The sequence below is a fragment of the Mesorhizobium sp. 113-1-2 genome (assembly GCF_016756475.1).
Classification (GTDB): Bacteria; Pseudomonadota; Alphaproteobacteria; order Rhizobiales; family Rhizobiaceae; genus Mesorhizobium; species Mesorhizobium loti_C.
The window spans coordinates 4,172,546-4,187,770 of sequence record NZ_AP023242.1 but is presented as its reverse complement, the minus strand read 5'-3'; the positions used below and the strand labels follow the sequence as shown (position 1 = coordinate 4,187,770).

The following is a 15,225-nucleotide window of genomic DNA, read 5'->3' as shown; positions in this document are numbered from 1 at the left end:
ATGGTCAAACAAGAGCCTACTCCGACAGCGTCTTCAAAAACGCCACCAGCGCCGCGCGCTCGCGGTCCGACAGCTGCAGCGGATGGATCTCGGATGTCCCCTCGACGCTCGGCGCCGCCTTGGCGTAATGCGCCACCACCTCGTCGAGCGTCGAAAACTGCCCGGCATGCATGTAGGGCGGCCGCGTCGCCGCGCCGCGCAGCGATGGCGTCTTGTAGGCGCGGATCAGTTGCGGTGCATCCTTGACCATGAAGCGCAGCTCGCCGCAAGCGGCGACGTCGCCGTCGCGATAGGCGCCGAAGCAATTGAATAGATCGGCCTCGACCTGTGCCACCGCATCGACACGCCCGCGATCCGGCGGCAGATCCGCGACAGGCGGCACGCCCGTATTGTGAAAACCGTTGTCGGTGAAGCGCGGGCCGTTGTGACAGGTCACGCAATTGGCCTTGCCGATGAACAGTTTCAGCCCAAGGATCTCTTCCCGCGTAAAGACCGCATCGCCCTTCGGCTCGGCGCCGGTTGCAAGGTCGAGCGCAAAGCGGTCGAAGCGCGTCTGCGACGGCTCGATCGAGCGTTCGAAGGCGGCGATCGCCTTGCCTATATTGGCATAGACGCGGTTGATGGCGTCGCGCTGCGCATCGCTCATCGTCTTCCAGGCAGCCTTCTCGGCATCGTTTCCAAGCGGACTGGCATTCAACGGAATGCCGGAAAAATCGGGCAGCGGCCCGAAAATGCGCTCATAGCGTTCGCCGAAGCGCGCCTTGATGTAGTGCGCGTAGGCGGCCCGGTTTCCCGCCTGTTCCAGCGGGTTTTCCAGCGGCGTCAGCGCCTGCGCCCACAGGCTGTCGCGGCGGCCGTCCCAGAAGAACCATGGGTCGCGCGCCACGCCGGCCAGCGGCATGGTGCGCCGGTTGGTGCGGCCGACGCCGACCGCTTGCGGCAGGTCGTCCTGGAACTGCCGGTCGATTTTGTGGCAGGTCGAGCACGACACCGTGCCATCGCGGCTCATGCCGAGATCGAAGAACAGCGTCGAGCCAAGCGCCGCGGCGGCCGGCACGTCGGCAAAGCGGTTGGTGGTGTCGGGCTTCAGCGACGGCAGCGTGTTCAAGGCCAGCGAGGCGATGGTCTTCTTCTCGGCGTCGGAAAAATCCGGCTTACCGCAGCCGCCAAGGATGACGGCCACCATCAGCGCCAGAAAGCAGAAAAGGCGCTTCATCGATCGCTCACAGCACCACGTTGAACAGCACCGTGTCGGAGCCGGCGCCGGACGAGATGGCGAAACGAAGTTGCCACCAGCCGCTCATGGTGAATTTCAGCCCCTCGATGCGGTAGCGGCCCTCGCCCAGGTAATCGGTCACCTGTGGGCTGGTCGGCAGGCCGTGATTGTGTTGCGGCATGCCGCCGGAGATGGCGATCGCGGCGCGCTCCACCGAAGCCCCCGTCTTTGTTTTCAGGGTCAACAGCCAGGATTCCAGTTCGCCCTGCCGCACCACGCCCCGTTCCGGCACGAAGCTCGCCATGTACAGCCCGTTGTCGGTTTTCTTCGTCCGCGAGACATCCGGGCCGGCAAGTTGCGCCGACTGCGGCGCCGTCAGATAGACGACCGCGAGAACGCCGACCAGCAGCGCAGCCAGACCAAGACCCGCCAAGAGATAACGCCATATCGATGCCAAACCGGTTCCTCTTCTGCGGATAACGCTCTGCCGGGTGGATCGCGTCCCGCCAGCCTGTGGGAAAACGCTGTGGCTGAAAAAAGCCTGCGTGCCAAGCATGGCGCCGCCGCCGGCAAAAAGCTACAGCACCGAAATCACTGGAGGATTGCAGATGGCGGGAAACGGCGTCGCCTCGATCGGCGAATGCATGCTCGAACTGTCGGGCCAGACCGGCCCGAACTGGCGCATGGGTTTTGCCGGCGACACGTTCAACACGCTGTGGGCCCTGCACGCGTTGAGCGGAGACCGTCCGGCAACCTATGTCTCGGCCTTCGGCGACGACCCCTTCTCGCAAGGCCAGATCGGCTTCTTCGCCGAAAACGGCATCGGCATCGGTTCCAGTCCGGTGATACCGGGCGCGCGCCCCGGCCTCTATGCCATCACGCTGACCGGCGCTGAGCGCTCCTTCACCTACTGGCGCGGCGACGCGGCGGCCCGGCAGCTCGCCTCGGATCCCACGGCATTGTCGAAAAGCTTGGAAAATCAGGCACTTGTGTACTTTTCCGGAATCACTTTGGCAATTCTGGACGATGCCGCGCGCAAAACACTGCTGGCGGCTGTGGCCAAGGCGCGTGCGGCGGGCTCGTTGATCGCCTTCGATCCCAATTACCGGCCACGGCTTTGGCGCAACCGCGAAAGCGCGCAGGCGGCCATCGTCGAGGCACTTGGCGTCACCGACATCGCCCTGCCGACCTTCCCCGACGAACAGATGCTGTTTGGTGATGAGACACCGCAGGCGACCGCGGAGCGGCTTGGACAATGGGTCGGCGAAATCGTCGTCAAGAACGGCGAGCAGCCGGCGCTGATTGCCGAAAACGGAACGCTAAACAGCGTCTCCGCGATCCATGTCGCGGCCCCCGTCGACACCACCGGCGCCGGCGATTCCTTTAATGGCGGCTATCTGGCGGCCCGGCTTGCCGGCCTTGGCCCACAGGAAGCCGCCCGCCGGGCCCACCGCGTCGCCGCCGCCGTGGTCCAGGTCCGCGGCGCGCTGGCGCCATTCGAGACATTGCGGGCGGCGTTCGAAAACTAGCCGCCTGAAGGACTATGGCAGGCGGAAACGATATTCCGTCACGTGGTGATAGATCGCGCCCGGCCACAGCGTCGCCTGCGGGAAATACGACCGGTTCGGTGCATCCGGCCATATTTGCGGCTCCAGGCAGAAGCCGGAAAATGCCTTGTAGTCCCGGCCTTCCAGCCCCTTGCGCGGCGTCACATACTGACCGGTATAGAGCTGGACGCCGGGCTCCGTGGTCCAGACCTCCATCTCGACGCCGGAGCTCGCCCCTTGCGTCCATGCTGCTTGCCGAAGCGGCCCGCGTGTCGAAGCAAGGCAGAAATTCTGGTCATAGGGAAGCTGCTCGCCCTCGGTCTCCATGCGCAGCGGCCGCGCCTGGCGGAAGTCGAAGGGCGTGCCGTCGACCGGCTTGACCACGCCGGTCGGGATCATATCGCTGTCGACAGGCAGATAGGCCCCTGCGTTCAGCATCATCCTGTGGTCGAGAATGTCGCCGGCGCCGCCATCATCGAGGTTGAAATAGGAGTGCTGGGTGAGATTGCACAGCGTCGGCTCCTCGCAGGTTGCCGTCAGTTCGACGCTGAGCGTGCCGGGAATCTTCAGCCGGTAGGTGCAAGTGACGTCGAGCGCGCCGGGAAAACCCATCGCGCCGTCCGGATCGTGCAGCGTCAGCGTGACGAAATCCCTGCCATGCAGCGAAACCGTCCATGGCCGGTGCGAATAGCCCTGCGAGCCGCCATGCAGCGTATGCCTGCCGAGGAAATTTTGTTCGGTCTGGTAGCGGTTGCCGCCAATGGTAAAGCGGCCGTCGCGGATGCGATTGGCATAGCGGCCAACCACCGCGCCGAAGAAGGCGTTGTCGGCTTCGTAGGCTTGCAGAGTGTTGTAGCCGAGCACCAGCGGCGCATCATGGCCGGTCAGGTGCAAATCCTGGATGATGGCGCCGAGGCCGATGATATTGGCGGTGAGGCCGCCGCCCCTGATGGTGAAGCGGCGCACCGGCTCGCCCGCCTGCGTCGTGCCGAAAACCTCGCCGTCCTTCATCGTCATGCCCGCAAACGTCAGTTAATCCTAGGATTTCGGCTGGTTTTCTCGACCCAAGGCGGGCGGGCAAGGCCCGCCGACCCTGGGGATAAGGTATCAGAGGCCGAGGCCGCCGATACAGACATATTTGGTATCGAGGTAATCCTCGATGCCCTGATGTCCGCCTTCCTTGCCGAGGCCTGATTCCTTGACGCCGCCGAATGGCGCTTCCGGCGTGGTGATGAGGCCTTCATTGACGCCGACCATGCCGTATTTCAGGCCTTCCATGACGCGGAAGGCGCGGCCGAGATCGCCGGTGTAGAAATAGCAGGCGAGCCCGAATTCGGTATCATTGGCGAGCGCTATTGCTTCCGCTTCGGTCTCGAACTTGAACACTGGAGCGACCGGCCCAAAGATCTCTTCCTTCATGAAGCGCATCTTGGGCGTGGCGTCGGCGATGACCGTCGGCTGGAAGAACGAACCGCCGAGCGCATGACGCTTGCCGCCGGCGACGATCTTGCCGCCCTTTGAGGTGGCGTCGGCGATCAGTTCCTCGACCTTCTCGACCGCCTTCTCGTCGATCAGCGGTCCCTGCTGCACACCCTCTTCGAGGCCGGAGCCAACCTTCAGCCCGTTGCTGGCCGCGGCGAGCTTCTCGACGAACTTGTCATAGACGCCGGCCTGGACGAGGAAACGGTTGGTGCAGACGCAGGTCTGGCCGGAATTGCGGTACTTGGCGGTGATCGCGCCGGCGACGGCCCGCTCGATATCGGCGTCGTCGAAGACGATGAACGGCGCGTTGCCGCCCAACTCCATCGACACTTTCTTCACGGTGACCGACGACTTCTGGATGAGCAGCTTGCCGACCTCGGTCGATCCGGTGAAGGTGATCTTCGACACCAGCGGATTGGCGCAGATCTCGTCGCCGATCTCGCTGGCCGATCCGGTCAGGATGTTGACGACGCCCTTGGGGAAGCCGACTTCCTCGGCGAGCGCGCCCCAGGCAAGGCCCGAGTAAGGCGTCTGCGAGGCAGGCTTCACCACGGCGGTGCAGCCGGCGGCAAGTGCGGGACCGAGCTTGCGGGCCAGCATCGAGGACGGGAAATTCCACGGCGTGATGGCGGCGATGACGCCGACCGGCTCCTTGGTCACCAGGATGCGGCGGTCCGCCCATGGCGACGGCACGACGTCGCCATAGGTGCGGCGGCCTTCCTCGGCGAACCAAAGGATGTAGGCCGCGGCCGAACCGATCTCGCCCTTTGATTCGAACAGCGACTTGCCCTGCTCGATGGTGAGCAGCTCGGCCAGCACATCCTGGTTGTCCATCATCGCGTCGTGCAATTTGCGCAGCAGCTTCGAGCGCTCGAGCGCGGTCGTTTTGCGCCACGACTTGAAGGCGGCGTCCGCGGCCTCGATGGCGCGGCGGGTTTCGGCTTTGCCCGACTTCGGCACGGTGCCGATCTTCAGGCCGGTGGCGGGGTTGTTGACGTCGACCGTCTGGCCGCTATCGGCCTGCACCCATTCGCCGTTGATGAGATTGGCCTGCCGCATGAAATGGCTGGTTTTCTGAAGCATGGTCTATCCTCCGTTTCGGTGCCCTGACGGGCCGGTCTGTGAATTCTTCGATGAGCGTGCGTAGTGGGCGGAAGCCGGCACGCCGGAGCCACTGCTTTACCTAGGGCAAGGCCGGCAAGCAATCGCAAGATGGCATATAGGGGTTGGGCCAGCCAAAGGCTAGTCCTTCACATGTGAATTAGTTTAAAACGCCGAGACCTAACCAAAGACATGAACCACCACCGTCAGCCAGAAGGCCGTGGTGACGGCGGCGCAGGCGGTGGCGATGGTCATCTGGTTCGATGCCAGTGCCTGGCCGGTGTTGAACTGCACGGCGATAAGGTAGGAATTGATGCCGGACGGCAGTGCCGCGACCACGACCGCCACCTTGGCCGTCATCGGCGGCAGGCCGAGCAGCCAGACAAAGGCAAGAACCAGCGCCGGCATCAGGAACAGTTTCAGCGCCGAAAGCGCCAGCGCCGGCCGGACATTGCCGGAAACGCCGAAGCGGCGCAGGCTGAGCCCCATGGCAAACAGCGCCACCGGCCCTGCCGTGTCAGCCAGCGCATCGACCAGCCGCATGACGAGGCCGGGCAGTGGCACGCCGCTCAACCGCCACGCAAGCCCGAGCAGAATGCCGATAATCAGCGGGTTGATGAACAGCCGCCGCAGGAAACTGCGCAGCACCCGCAACGGATGGACATGTTCGCCACCGCCGCGGCCGAACATCTCGAACAGCACGATCGAGGCCATCATCATGACCGGCAGGTGCACGGACACCAGCAGCGACAGCACTTCGAAGCCGCTCGGGCCGAATATGCCAAGAATGAAGGGAGCACCAAGCAGCACCACATTGGAGTAGGCCGACGAGACGCCGCCGACGACGCCGGCACGGGCATCGCGTCCGAAGATCCGCGTGGTAACGAGATGGCCTGCGGCCCAGGTGATCGCCACCGCCGTGAAATAAGCCCCCCACAGCGGCCAAGGTGCGACGCCGTGGAAATCGGCATTCACCATCGTCTGGAACAGAAGCAGCGGCATCGCCACCGAGACCGCGAAGTCCGATATCCCCTCGCCGCTCGCCGGCCTGAGATAGCCGGTCAACCCGGCGAGATAGCCGAGCGCCACGAGGCTGAAGACGAATAGGACGGTTTCTGTAAGCGGAGACATTTTTCAGGGATAGGCGAGCCACGCGCGCGGCGCAATCACGCCCGAATTTGATCATGCTATGCTGGCAGAGTTATAGAGGGTTTGGAGTATCAGGGCGGACACCAACGACAAATGACCTTTGTCGAAACCTCGGGACGCAATTTTCTAGCGCGGATGTGGCTGACGGCTTTCGTCGCCGCGCTGCTTTGTCTTGCCGCGACGGCGCTTGCTTTTGCCGAGACGAAGAGCCTCAAGGGCGTGGCGCTGATCATCGGCCAGTCGAATTACCTGCACATCGCCGCCCTGCCCAACCCGGCCAATGACGCCCGCGACATGGCCAAGATGCTGACCGATCTCGGCTTCGACGCCCGCAACGTCACCGATCGCGACGCCGCCAAGCTGAAGCGCGACCTCGAACGCTTCGTCGAGGATGCCGAGGGCGCCGATGTCGCCTTCATCTATTACTCCGGCCACGGCATCGAGGCCGGCGGCGAGAACTATCTGGTTCCGGTCGATGCCGATGTCTCGTCGCTGAAGGATGCCAACAGCGCGCTGGTGCCGATTTCCGCCGTCATGGATGAGTTGAAGAAGACCGTGCCGGTGACGATCATGCTGCTCGATGCCTGCCGCACCAATCCGTTCCCGGCGGACGCCGTGGTGCGCCGGGCGCCGACCGCTTCCGCCGAGCCCATCGGCGCCGGCGGGCTGGAACCGGTGCGTGGCGCCAAGGTGCTCGCCAATGCGTCGGCGCAAGATGCGAGCCTCGGCACGGTGGTCGGCTTCGCCGCCGAGCCGGGCCGTCCGGCGCTGGATGGTGCGGCCGGCGAAAACAGTCCTTACGCGGCGGCTCTACTGCGCCATCTCGCCGCGATGAAAGGCACGGAGTTCGGCTCCGTCATGCGCATGGTGACCGAGGAAGTCTATCTCGACACCAAGGCCAAGCAGCGCCCCTGGGTCAACGAAAGCCTGCGCCGCCTGCTCTATTTCGGCGTCGCGCCGCCGGAGCCGACAGGTGATGACGGGCTGATCACCGGCGAAAGGCGGCAGCTGCTCTTGACCATTTCCGACCTGCCCGATCCGAAGCGGGCGCAGGTGGAGTTGGCCTCGCTGCAGGACGGCGTGCCGCTCGACGCGCTCTATGGTGTGCTGAGGGCGCTCGGCACAGACAAGATCCCCGAGGACCCGACCGACCTGCAGAAGGTGCTTGGCGCTCAGGCCGAGCGCCTGAAGAAAATGATGTCGGAACGAGCCGCACTGCGCACCGACGATCCCGAGATCAAGCGGCTCGTCGCGTCCGCCGACAAGGCCATCGGCCAGGGCGCCATGATGACGGCACGCAAATTCCTCGATGACGCGGTCGGCAGGGTCGAGCAAAACAGCGGCGCTGTCGACGACGCCGAGGAACTGGTCAGGCAAAAACGCATCGCCGACGCCGCCATCTATGCCAAACGCGCCGACGCCGCCGCACTGGTCTTCGACTACAAATCCGCCGCCAACGACTATGCCAAGTCCTTCTCGCTGGTCGAGAAATGGGACGACAAGCTGCGCTGGAACTACAAGAACCAGGAAGCCGAGGCGCTCAACGCCTACGGCTACGCCACCGGCGATCTCGATGCATTGCAGCACGCAATCGAAGCCTATCATGTCATCCTGAACTTCATTCCCAATGGCGAGCAGAATCGCGACTGGGCGATCACCCGCAACAACATGGCGGTGGTGCTGCAGACCATCGGCGAGCGCGAGACCGAGACCGCGCATCTCGAGGAAGCGGCACAGATCTTCCGCGATTCGCTCATCGTTTTCGAGCGCGAGAAGGACGACCCCAACTGGGCGGCCGCGCAGAACAATCTCGCCAATGTGCTTTTGAAGATCGGCGAACGCGAGAGCGATCCGAAGCGCCTCAATGAGGCGGTGGCGGCGATGCGCGCGGCGCTGGAAAAGCGCCCCCGAGACAAGCTGCCGCTCGACTGGGCCGCGTCGCAGAACAATCTCGGCCTGGCGCTCTATGCGCTCTCCGAGCGTGAAACCGCCGGCGAGCATCTGAAGGACGCGGAAGCCGCCTACCGGCTGGCGCTCGAGGAATACACGCGCGAGAAGACGCCCGTGGAATGGGCGATGGTCGAGAACAATCTCGGCAACACGCTGGTGACGCTTGGCATCCAGCTCAACGACAAGGCCAAGATCAACGAGGCGGCCGATGCATTCCGCGCCGCGCTGAAGGTCAGAACCCGCGAGACCTTCCCGGTCTCCTGGGCGACAAGCCGGCTCAACCTTGGCAACGCGCTCAGCGGTGTCGCCCGCTTCGACATGGGCACGGATACGCTCGAAGAGGCCGCCACGGCCTATGACGACGCGCTGACGGTGTTTACCCGCCAGCGCTTCCCGATGGATTGGGCGTCGGCGCAGAACAATCTCGGCTCGATCTACCAGACGCTTGGCCAGCGGACCCGCGACGCGGCCAGGCTCGAACAATCGGTGGCAGCGTTCCAGGCGGCGCGGCAGGTCTATGTCAGGCGGAAATTCCCGCTCGACTGGGCCATGTGCTACTACAATCTCGGTAACACGCTGCAACTGCTAGGCGGCGTGACGGACAAGCCCGAGCACTACAGCGAGGCGGTCGACGCCTACGGCAATGCATTGCGCGAGTACAAGCGCGAGACCAACCCGCGACAATGGGCCCTGGCCCAGGCCGGCCTCGGCTCGACGCTGCACTGGCTGAGCATGAGCAGTGCCGATCCCAAGATCCTGCGGGATTCGATCGCCGCGCGGCGGGCAGCCCTTGAAGTGCTGACCATCGAAACAGCACCGATCGACTGGGCCAACGCCCAGAACGGCATCGGCATGAGCCTGCTCAATCTCGGCAATCTCGAACGGACCGGCAAATATCTCGACGAGGCCGAGGCGGCTTTCACGGCGACGCTGAAAGTGTTCACCAGGGAAAGCCAGCCCTTGCAGTGGGCCTTTGAACAGAACAACCTTGGCGACATCCACTGGAACCGCGCCACCTATGGCGGCGGCAAGCCGGAATATCTCAGGGCTATCGAATTCTTCGAAAACGCCAAGCAGGGCTTTACCGAAGCCGGCTACACCATTCCCATCCCGCTTACCGACCAGAAGATCGATCTGGTGAAAAAGCAAATCGTCAAAAAGTGAGGCTGGGACATCTGGCAACGCCCGCTTGTCTTTGTGCCGGCGTTCCGATCCCTATATGCGAATCGCCGGAACCGATGTCGGCTCCTGGAAGGACTGCGATGATCCGATTTGCCCTGGCCCTGTTGCTGCTCGTCATTCCGGTTGCCGCCCACGCCACGGATGCCGGATGGGCGCTGCTGCGCGATGGCGGCCATGTGGTGCTGCTGCGTCATGCCATGGTCACAGGCACAACCGACCCCGCCAATTTCGACATCGACAGCTGCGCCACGCAGATGAATCTCTCAGCGCGCGGCAAGCAGCAGGCAAGCAAGATCGGCGCCTTGTTTGCCGCCCGCGCCGCCCCAATCGAGCGCGTTCTGTCCAGCCGCTACTGCCGCTGCCTCGACACCGCGCGCATCGCCTTCGAGGCTGAGCCGGAGCTGTTCGCGCCGCTCGATCTGCTGAAGGGCGACGATGCGCAGAAGGCAGCGCAAATCGCCGCCATCATGAAGGAAATCCGCGCCTATTCCGGCTCCGACAATCTGGTCATGGTCACCCATCTGGAAGACATCGTGGCGCTGACCGGTGTTTCGCCGCGCGAGGGCGAGGCCGTGGTCGTCGAACCGCAAGGCGACGGTCTGCGCGTTCTCGGCCGCGTCACGTTCTGACGGCACGGTACTGCATCTCCAACGTTGGACGCAGTGTTGCCGAAATGCCACCACTGAAAGAAGCCGCAAATTCGCCGCGACAATGCCGCTTGCGACAACCCGTCGCAGGCTCTATAGCCGCGCTCCCGGTCACGAGAACCGAAGTGAGCACAACGGTTGGAGCTTTCGTCTCCGCCCGTGCAGGCGGCTTTGCCGCCCTGTATACGGCGCCGCTTTGGGGATTGGGATCGCGGATGTAGCTCAGTCTGGGAGAGCGCCGGATTTGGATCCGGAGGTCGCAGGTTCGAATCCTGCTGTCTGCACCACGGATAGCTCAGTTTGGTAGAGCATCAGATTTAGGTTCTGATTGTCGAAGGTTCGAATCCTTCTCCATTGGCCTGATAAGCCAGCACCCTGCCAGGTGTTATCTGAAAACGGTCCGGGGACCGGAATGCTGAAGACCTGACGGACGGCCGAAGCCTTCGGGCCAAGGCCGTATCGAAAGGTCCGACGCCATCGGCTCGCGGCCAGGCCCGCGGTGATGGTCAAGGCGCAGCGTCGCCGGCAAGGCAGGCCAAGGCTTGCCGAGCCCGCTTCACTGCCCCGCGATCCGCTCCCGAAGGCCCGCCACGGGTTGATGCCACCGGTCCCCGGATCATTCGTGCCCGGACTGTGACGACGTGAAACGAGCAACGAAGGGAAGATCGACGCATGACGTGACGCCTCGCATGGGGCCATGCCCGACAGGAGTATGACAATGACCATTCTCGATAAGGTTCTTGGACGCGAGCGCGTCCTCGTAAAGGAAAACGAACGTGCCCTCACCCTCCACAAGGGTGAGATCAAGGCTGTCCTGTTGCCCGGCGAGCATTGGCTCGCCAACCGGCGCGGCAGCCTCGAAGTGTCTCGGCACGATTTGAAGAACCCGGAATTCGTTTCGGCGTACGAGAAGGCGTTGTTCGACAAGCTCCCGGATGTGGCCGCGCGTCATTTCACCGTCGTTCGCACCGGGCGCACGGATGTCGCCATCATCGAGCGTGACGGAAACCTGCACGCCGTTCTGGCGCCGGGCCGCAAGCTGGTTCTGTGGACGGATGCCGGCCCGTGGACGGTGACGACGGTCGACACGTCGGCGGATCTCGCCATCGATCCGGCGGTCATGCGCCGGCTCGGCCAGGCCCGGAAGGCGGAGCTGACGTCGGTCCATCCGGTCGTCGACGGCCAGGCCGGACTGCTGTTCGTTGACGGTGTCCTGGTGCGGACGCTTGCCGCGGGCGTGCATGGCTTCTGGAACGTCGGACGCATGGTGCAGGTGAAGGTCGTCGACCTCAAGCGCCAGTCGCTCGACGTCGCCGGGCAGGAAGTGCTGACCAAGGATCGCGTCACGATCCGCGTCAACATCGCCGCCGAATACCGGGTCGTCGACCCGGTCAAGGCGGTGAGCGCTGTGAAGGACTTCTCCGAGGCCCTCTACCGCGCCCTCCAGTACGCCTTCCGCAAGACGCTTGGCGGGCTGACGCTTGACCAGATCCTTGAAAAGAAGGTGACGGTCGACGAGGAAGCCGCTGCCAAGGTCCGTGCCGACATGGCCGAGATCGGCGTCGAGGTCAGCGATATCACGCTCAAGGATGTGATCCTGCCGGGCGAGATGCGCGAGATCCTCAACCAGGTGGTGTCGGCCGAAAAGCAGGCGGAGGCCAATGTCATCCGCCGCCGCGAGGAGACGAACGCCACGCGTTCCCTCCTCAACACGGCCAGGGTGATGGCGGAGAACCCGGTGATGCTGCGGCTGAAGGAGCTCGAGGCTCTGGAAACCATCGCCGGCAAGGTCGAGCGGCTGACCGTCCACAATGGAACGGGCGGACTGCTGAACGACCTGGTCAAGCTCCGTGACAGCTGATGCATGTCGCCCAAAAGTGGTTCCCGGTTTTGGGAAAACGACATGCATCGAAACAAACACTAACCTGACGTAATGGGAAGGGCCGCCGACTTGACCGGCGGCCCTTCTTGCGTTTCTTGGGCACGCTTCCCATCTGCGCCCGGACTATCAGGCCTTTTCCTGCCGGGAAAAACCGATTAGACAGCGCCCAAACAAGATGCGGACAGATTCCGCCCGCAAAGAAGGAAAAGCCCTTGTCCACCACGTTCGACAAAGTCGCCAAGATCATTGCCGACACCAGCGAGATCGATATCGACACCATCACACCCGAGAGTCACACGATCGACGATCTCGGCATCGACAGCCTCGATTTCCTCGACATCGTCTTTGCCATCGACAAGGAATTCGGCATCAAGGTGCCGTTGGAAAAGTGGACCCAGGAAGTCAATGACGGCAAGGCTTCGACCGACGACTATTTCGTCATGAAGAACCTGTGCGCCAAGATCGACGCGCTGGTCGCCGCCAAGACCGCCTGACGTCACCTAAGCGCGCGACCTTGACGCGCTTTGCCGCCTGACCCACAAAGCCGCCCATGAGTAGCCCCCGCGACGTCGTCATCACTGGTATCGGCCTTGTCTCCTCGCTGGGAGAAGGCCCTGACGCCCACTGGCAGAAGCTCGCGCAACCGGGCCTGCAGCCGGTGCTCGAAGCCGCGCGCTTCGCGCCCTATACCGTTCATCCGCTGCCGGAGATCGACTGGAACCTGCAGATCGCCAAGCGCGGCGACCAGCGGCAGATGGAGACATGGCAGCGACTCGGCACCTATGCCGCCGGCCTTGCGCTGGACGATGCCGGCATCAAGGGCAATGACGAGCTCTGCACGACCATGGACATGGTGGTGGCCGCCGGCGGCGGCGAGCGCGACGAGGCGGTCGACGCCGCCATCCTCGCCGCTTCGGAAAGCCGCAACGACCGCGATGTGCTGCTCAACGAGAAGCTGACCACCGAATTGCGGCCAACCTTGTTCCTGGCCCAGCTTTCCAACCTGCTCGCCGGCAACATCTCCATCGTCCACAAGGTGACGGGCTCCTCGCGCACCTTCATGGGCGAGGAAGGTGCCGGCGTCGCCGCCGTCGAAACGGCCGCCGCGCGCATCCGCTCCGGCCAGTCGACGCACATCCTGGTCGGCGGCGCCTTCCAGACCGAACATTCCGACATGCTGCTCGGTTACGAGCTTGCCGGCTATTTGCATCGCGGCCCCTGGAAACCTGTGTGGCAAAGACAGGGCGCCGAGGGCGGCGGCATCGTCACTGGATCCGGCGGTGCCTTCCTGGTGCTGGAGCAGCGCGAACACGCGACAAGCCGCGGGCGCAAGATTTATGCCGAACTCGGCCCGGTCGTCTCAGGCCGCGCCAGGCGGCCACGCGGAGAGCTCGATGCCGAGATCGCCGCGCTGCTTGGCCAGGCCGCGCTGCCGAACGGCAAGCTGCTTGCCCTGTCTGGGGCGTCAGGTGCGCATGCCGCAACCACCGCCGAGAAGGCAGCGCTCGACGCCAATCCGGGGATCGCCGCGCGCGGCTTCTCGACACTGACCGGACACATGAAGGAAGCACAGTTTCCTTTCGCGGTGGCGCTGGCGGCACTCGCCGTCGACCGCAAGGCCGCTTACCCTGTTTTCGATGCCGCAGCCGAGAAGCCGTTTGAAGGCATTCCTGCAAGCGTCCTTGCAACGGCGATCGGCTATCACCAATTCGAGGGCATGGCGCTGGTCAACGCCGCGTAGCGCGGCGCTCGCGGTCCATGCTGCAACGATAAACGCTCGAGGGCTCCCGGATGGCCAATCTGAACGATCACATGGGCAGGCCAATCGTCGCCGTCACCGGCATCGGCGTGGTCACCTCGCTTGGCGTCGGCAAGACCGACAATTGGGCGGCATTGACCTCCGGCAAGTCGGGCATCCACCCGATCACCCGCTTTCCCGTCGATCAACTGAACACCCGCATCTCCGGCATGGTCGATTTCCTGCCGTCGAGTTCGAAAGGTGCCAGCCCGCTCACCTATGAGCTGGCCGAGCTTGCGGGCCTCGAAGCGGTGACCGAATCCGGTCTTGATTCCAGCGACTTCGGCGGACCGCTTTTCCTCGCATCGCCGCCGGTCGAACTCGACTGGGCCGAGCGCTTCTCGCTCTACAATTCTGACAAGGACAAGGATGACACCGCCGCCGAAAGACTGCTTCGGGTGGCGCGTAGCTTGAAAGAGCTGGATATTTTCGAGACCACCCAGTTCGGTTCGATCGCCGACCGCCTTGCCGACCGCCTTGGCACGCGTGGTCTGCCGATCACCCTGTCGACGGCTTGCGCTTCAGGTGCTACCGCGATCCAGCTCGGTGTCGAGGCGATCCGACGCGGCGAATGCGACCGCGCGCTATCGATTGGCGCGGACGGTTCTGCCACCGCCGAGGCATTGATCCGCTTCTCATTGCTTTCGGCGCTCTCCACGCATAACGACATTCCCGAAAAGGCATCGAAGCCTTTCTCCAAGGATCGCGACGGCTTCGTATTGGCCGAGGGATCCGGGGCGCTGGTGTTGGAATCGCTTGAGGCGGCATTGGCTCGCGGCGCGACCATTCTTGGCGTCCTCAGCGGTTGCGGCGAGAAGGCCGACGACTTCCACCGCACCCGCTCGAAGCCGGACGCTTCGCCCGCCATCGCCGCGGTTCGCGCCGCCCTCGCCGATGCCGGCCTGAGTGAAGACGAGATCGACTATGTCAACGCCCATGGCACGTCGACCCCCGAGAACGACAAGATGGAGCATCTGGCGCTGTCGACCGTGTTCGGAGAGCGGATTGGCTCGATGCCGGTCTCGTCGAACAAGTCGATGATCGGCCATACACTGTCCGCGGCCGGCGCTGTCGAGGCGGCGTTTTCGCTGATGACGATGCGCGAAAGCGTCATTCCGCCGACCATCAACTACGACAATCCCGACCCGGCGATCGTGCTCGACGTGGTGCCCAACAAGAAGCGCAATGCCGAGGTTCGCAGCGTTCTGTCGAACTCCTTCGGCTTCGGCGGCCAGAACACTTGCCTTGTCATGGCGCGGGAACCGGTCTAA

General features: G+C 63.8%; 12 protein-coding genes and 2 tRNA genes. 9 read left to right on the top strand and 5 right to left on the bottom strand.

Features of this window, described 5'->3' with window-relative positions:
- Positions 1–16 precede the first annotated feature (16 nt).
- Together JN279_RS20295 and JN279_RS20290 are read right to left on the bottom strand one after the other, a co-directional pair.
- Positions 17–1,216, bottom strand: a complete 1,200-nt coding sequence (locus tag JN279_RS20295) for a cytochrome-c peroxidase (RefSeq protein WP_202350076.1) — start codon at positions 1,214–1,216, stop codon at positions 17–19.
- A gap of 7 nt (positions 1,217–1,223) precedes the next feature.
- The gene (locus JN279_RS20290) at positions 1,224–1,673 is read right to left on the bottom strand and encodes a FixH family protein (RefSeq protein ID WP_095200265.1); all 450 of its coding nucleotides are present in this window, start codon (positions 1,671–1,673) and stop codon (positions 1,224–1,226) included.
- A 151-nt stretch (positions 1,674–1,824) separates the two neighbouring features.
- On the opposite strand from JN279_RS20290, the gene JN279_RS20285 reads away from it, so the two are divergent.
- Complete coding sequence (locus tag JN279_RS20285) at positions 1,825–2,745, top strand: sugar kinase (protein ID WP_096457434.1); 921 nt, start codon at positions 1,825–1,827, stop codon at positions 2,743–2,745.
- Positions 2,746–2,757: 12 nt separating this feature from the next.
- Here JN279_RS20285 and JN279_RS20280 read toward each other — a convergent pair whose 3' ends face one another.
- The 3 genes from JN279_RS20280 to JN279_RS20270 all read right to left on the bottom strand — a co-directional run bounded on the left by JN279_RS20280 (position 2,758) and on the right by JN279_RS20270 (position 6,477).
- Positions 2,758–3,780 (bottom strand): aldose epimerase family protein, encoded by a 1,023-nt coding sequence (locus JN279_RS20280; protein WP_096446904.1) that lies wholly within the window; start codon positions 3,778–3,780, stop codon positions 2,758–2,760.
- A 90-nt stretch (positions 3,781–3,870) separates the two neighbouring features.
- Positions 3,871–5,328 carry an NAD-dependent succinate-semialdehyde dehydrogenase gene (locus tag JN279_RS20275; protein ID WP_202350075.1) on the bottom strand — a complete coding sequence of 486 codons (1,458 nt, stop codon included), beginning with the start codon at positions 5,326–5,328 and terminating at the stop codon, positions 3,871–3,873.
- 198 nt (positions 5,329–5,526) lie between these two features.
- Positions 5,527–6,477: an AEC family transporter gene (locus tag JN279_RS20270; RefSeq protein WP_096446908.1), complete on the bottom strand. Its 951-nt coding sequence runs from the start codon at positions 6,475–6,477 to the stop codon at positions 5,527–5,529.
- 111 nt (positions 6,478–6,588) lie between these two features.
- Here JN279_RS20270 and JN279_RS20265 point away from each other — a divergent pair, with 111 nt between their 5' ends.
- From JN279_RS20265 to JN279_RS20230, 8 genes are all read left to right on the top strand, one after another.
- Complete coding sequence (locus JN279_RS20265) at positions 6,589–9,609, top strand: caspase family protein (protein ID WP_202350074.1); 3,021 nt, start codon at positions 6,589–6,591, stop codon at positions 9,607–9,609.
- 98 nt (positions 9,610–9,707) lie between these two features.
- Positions 9,708–10,256 carry a histidine phosphatase family protein gene (locus JN279_RS20260; RefSeq protein WP_183460362.1) on the top strand — a complete coding sequence of 183 codons (549 nt, stop codon included), beginning with the start codon at positions 9,708–9,710 and terminating at the stop codon, positions 10,254–10,256.
- A 229-nt stretch (positions 10,257–10,485) separates the two neighbouring features.
- Positions 10,486–10,561, top strand: a tRNA-OTHER gene (locus tag JN279_RS20255).
- Positions 10,562–10,563: 2 nt separating this feature from the next.
- A tRNA-Leu gene (locus tag JN279_RS20250) sits at positions 10,564–10,632 on the top strand.
- Positions 10,633–10,992: 360 nt separating this feature from the next.
- A complete protein-coding gene (locus tag JN279_RS20245) occupies positions 10,993–12,135 on the top strand; it encodes a slipin family protein (RefSeq protein WP_202350073.1) in 1,143 nt (380 codons plus the stop codon).
- Positions 12,136–12,368: 233 nt separating this feature from the next.
- Positions 12,369–12,650 (top strand): acyl carrier protein, encoded by a 282-nt coding sequence (locus JN279_RS20240; protein WP_010909964.1) that lies wholly within the window; start codon positions 12,369–12,371, stop codon positions 12,648–12,650.
- Positions 12,651–12,706: 56 nt separating this feature from the next.
- The gene (locus tag JN279_RS20235) at positions 12,707–13,897 is read left to right on the top strand and encodes a beta-ketoacyl-ACP synthase (RefSeq protein WP_096446918.1); all 1,191 of its coding nucleotides are present in this window, start codon (positions 12,707–12,709) and stop codon (positions 13,895–13,897) included.
- Between the two features lie 50 nt (positions 13,898–13,947).
- Positions 13,948–15,225 carry a beta-ketoacyl-ACP synthase gene (locus JN279_RS20230; RefSeq protein WP_202350072.1) on the top strand — a complete coding sequence of 426 codons (1,278 nt, stop codon included), beginning with the start codon at positions 13,948–13,950 and terminating at the stop codon, positions 15,223–15,225.

What these genes read in the sequence shown, in the direction of transcription:
- JN279_RS20295 (WP_202350076.1), bottom strand. Translation starts at nt 1,216, where the DNA reads ATGAAGCGCCTTTTCTGCTTTCTGGCGCTGATGGTGGCCGTCATCCTT.
- JN279_RS20285 (WP_096457434.1), top strand. Translation starts at nt 1,825, where the DNA reads ATGGCGGGAAACGGCGTCGCCTCGATCGGCGAATGCATGCTCGAACTG.
- JN279_RS20280 (WP_096446904.1), bottom strand. Translation starts at nt 3,780, where the DNA reads ATGACGATGAAGGACGGCGAGGTTTTCGGCACGACGCAGGCGGGCGAG.
- JN279_RS20275 (WP_202350075.1), bottom strand. Translation starts at nt 5,328, where the DNA reads ATGCTTCAGAAAACCAGCCATTTCATGCGGCAGGCCAATCTCATCAAC.
- JN279_RS20270 (WP_096446908.1), bottom strand. Translation starts at nt 6,477, where the DNA reads ATGTCTCCGCTTACAGAAACCGTCCTATTCGTCTTCAGCCTCGTGGCG.
- JN279_RS20265 (WP_202350074.1), top strand. Translation starts at nt 6,589, where the DNA reads ATGACCTTTGTCGAAACCTCGGGACGCAATTTTCTAGCGCGGATGTGG.
- JN279_RS20260 (WP_183460362.1), top strand. Translation starts at nt 9,708, where the DNA reads ATGATCCGATTTGCCCTGGCCCTGTTGCTGCTCGTCATTCCGGTTGCC.
- JN279_RS20245 (WP_202350073.1), top strand. Translation starts at nt 10,993, where the DNA reads ATGACCATTCTCGATAAGGTTCTTGGACGCGAGCGCGTCCTCGTAAAG.
- JN279_RS20235 (WP_096446918.1), top strand. Translation starts at nt 12,707, where the DNA reads ATGAGTAGCCCCCGCGACGTCGTCATCACTGGTATCGGCCTTGTCTCC.
- JN279_RS20230 (WP_202350072.1), top strand. Translation starts at nt 13,948, where the DNA reads ATGGCCAATCTGAACGATCACATGGGCAGGCCAATCGTCGCCGTCACC.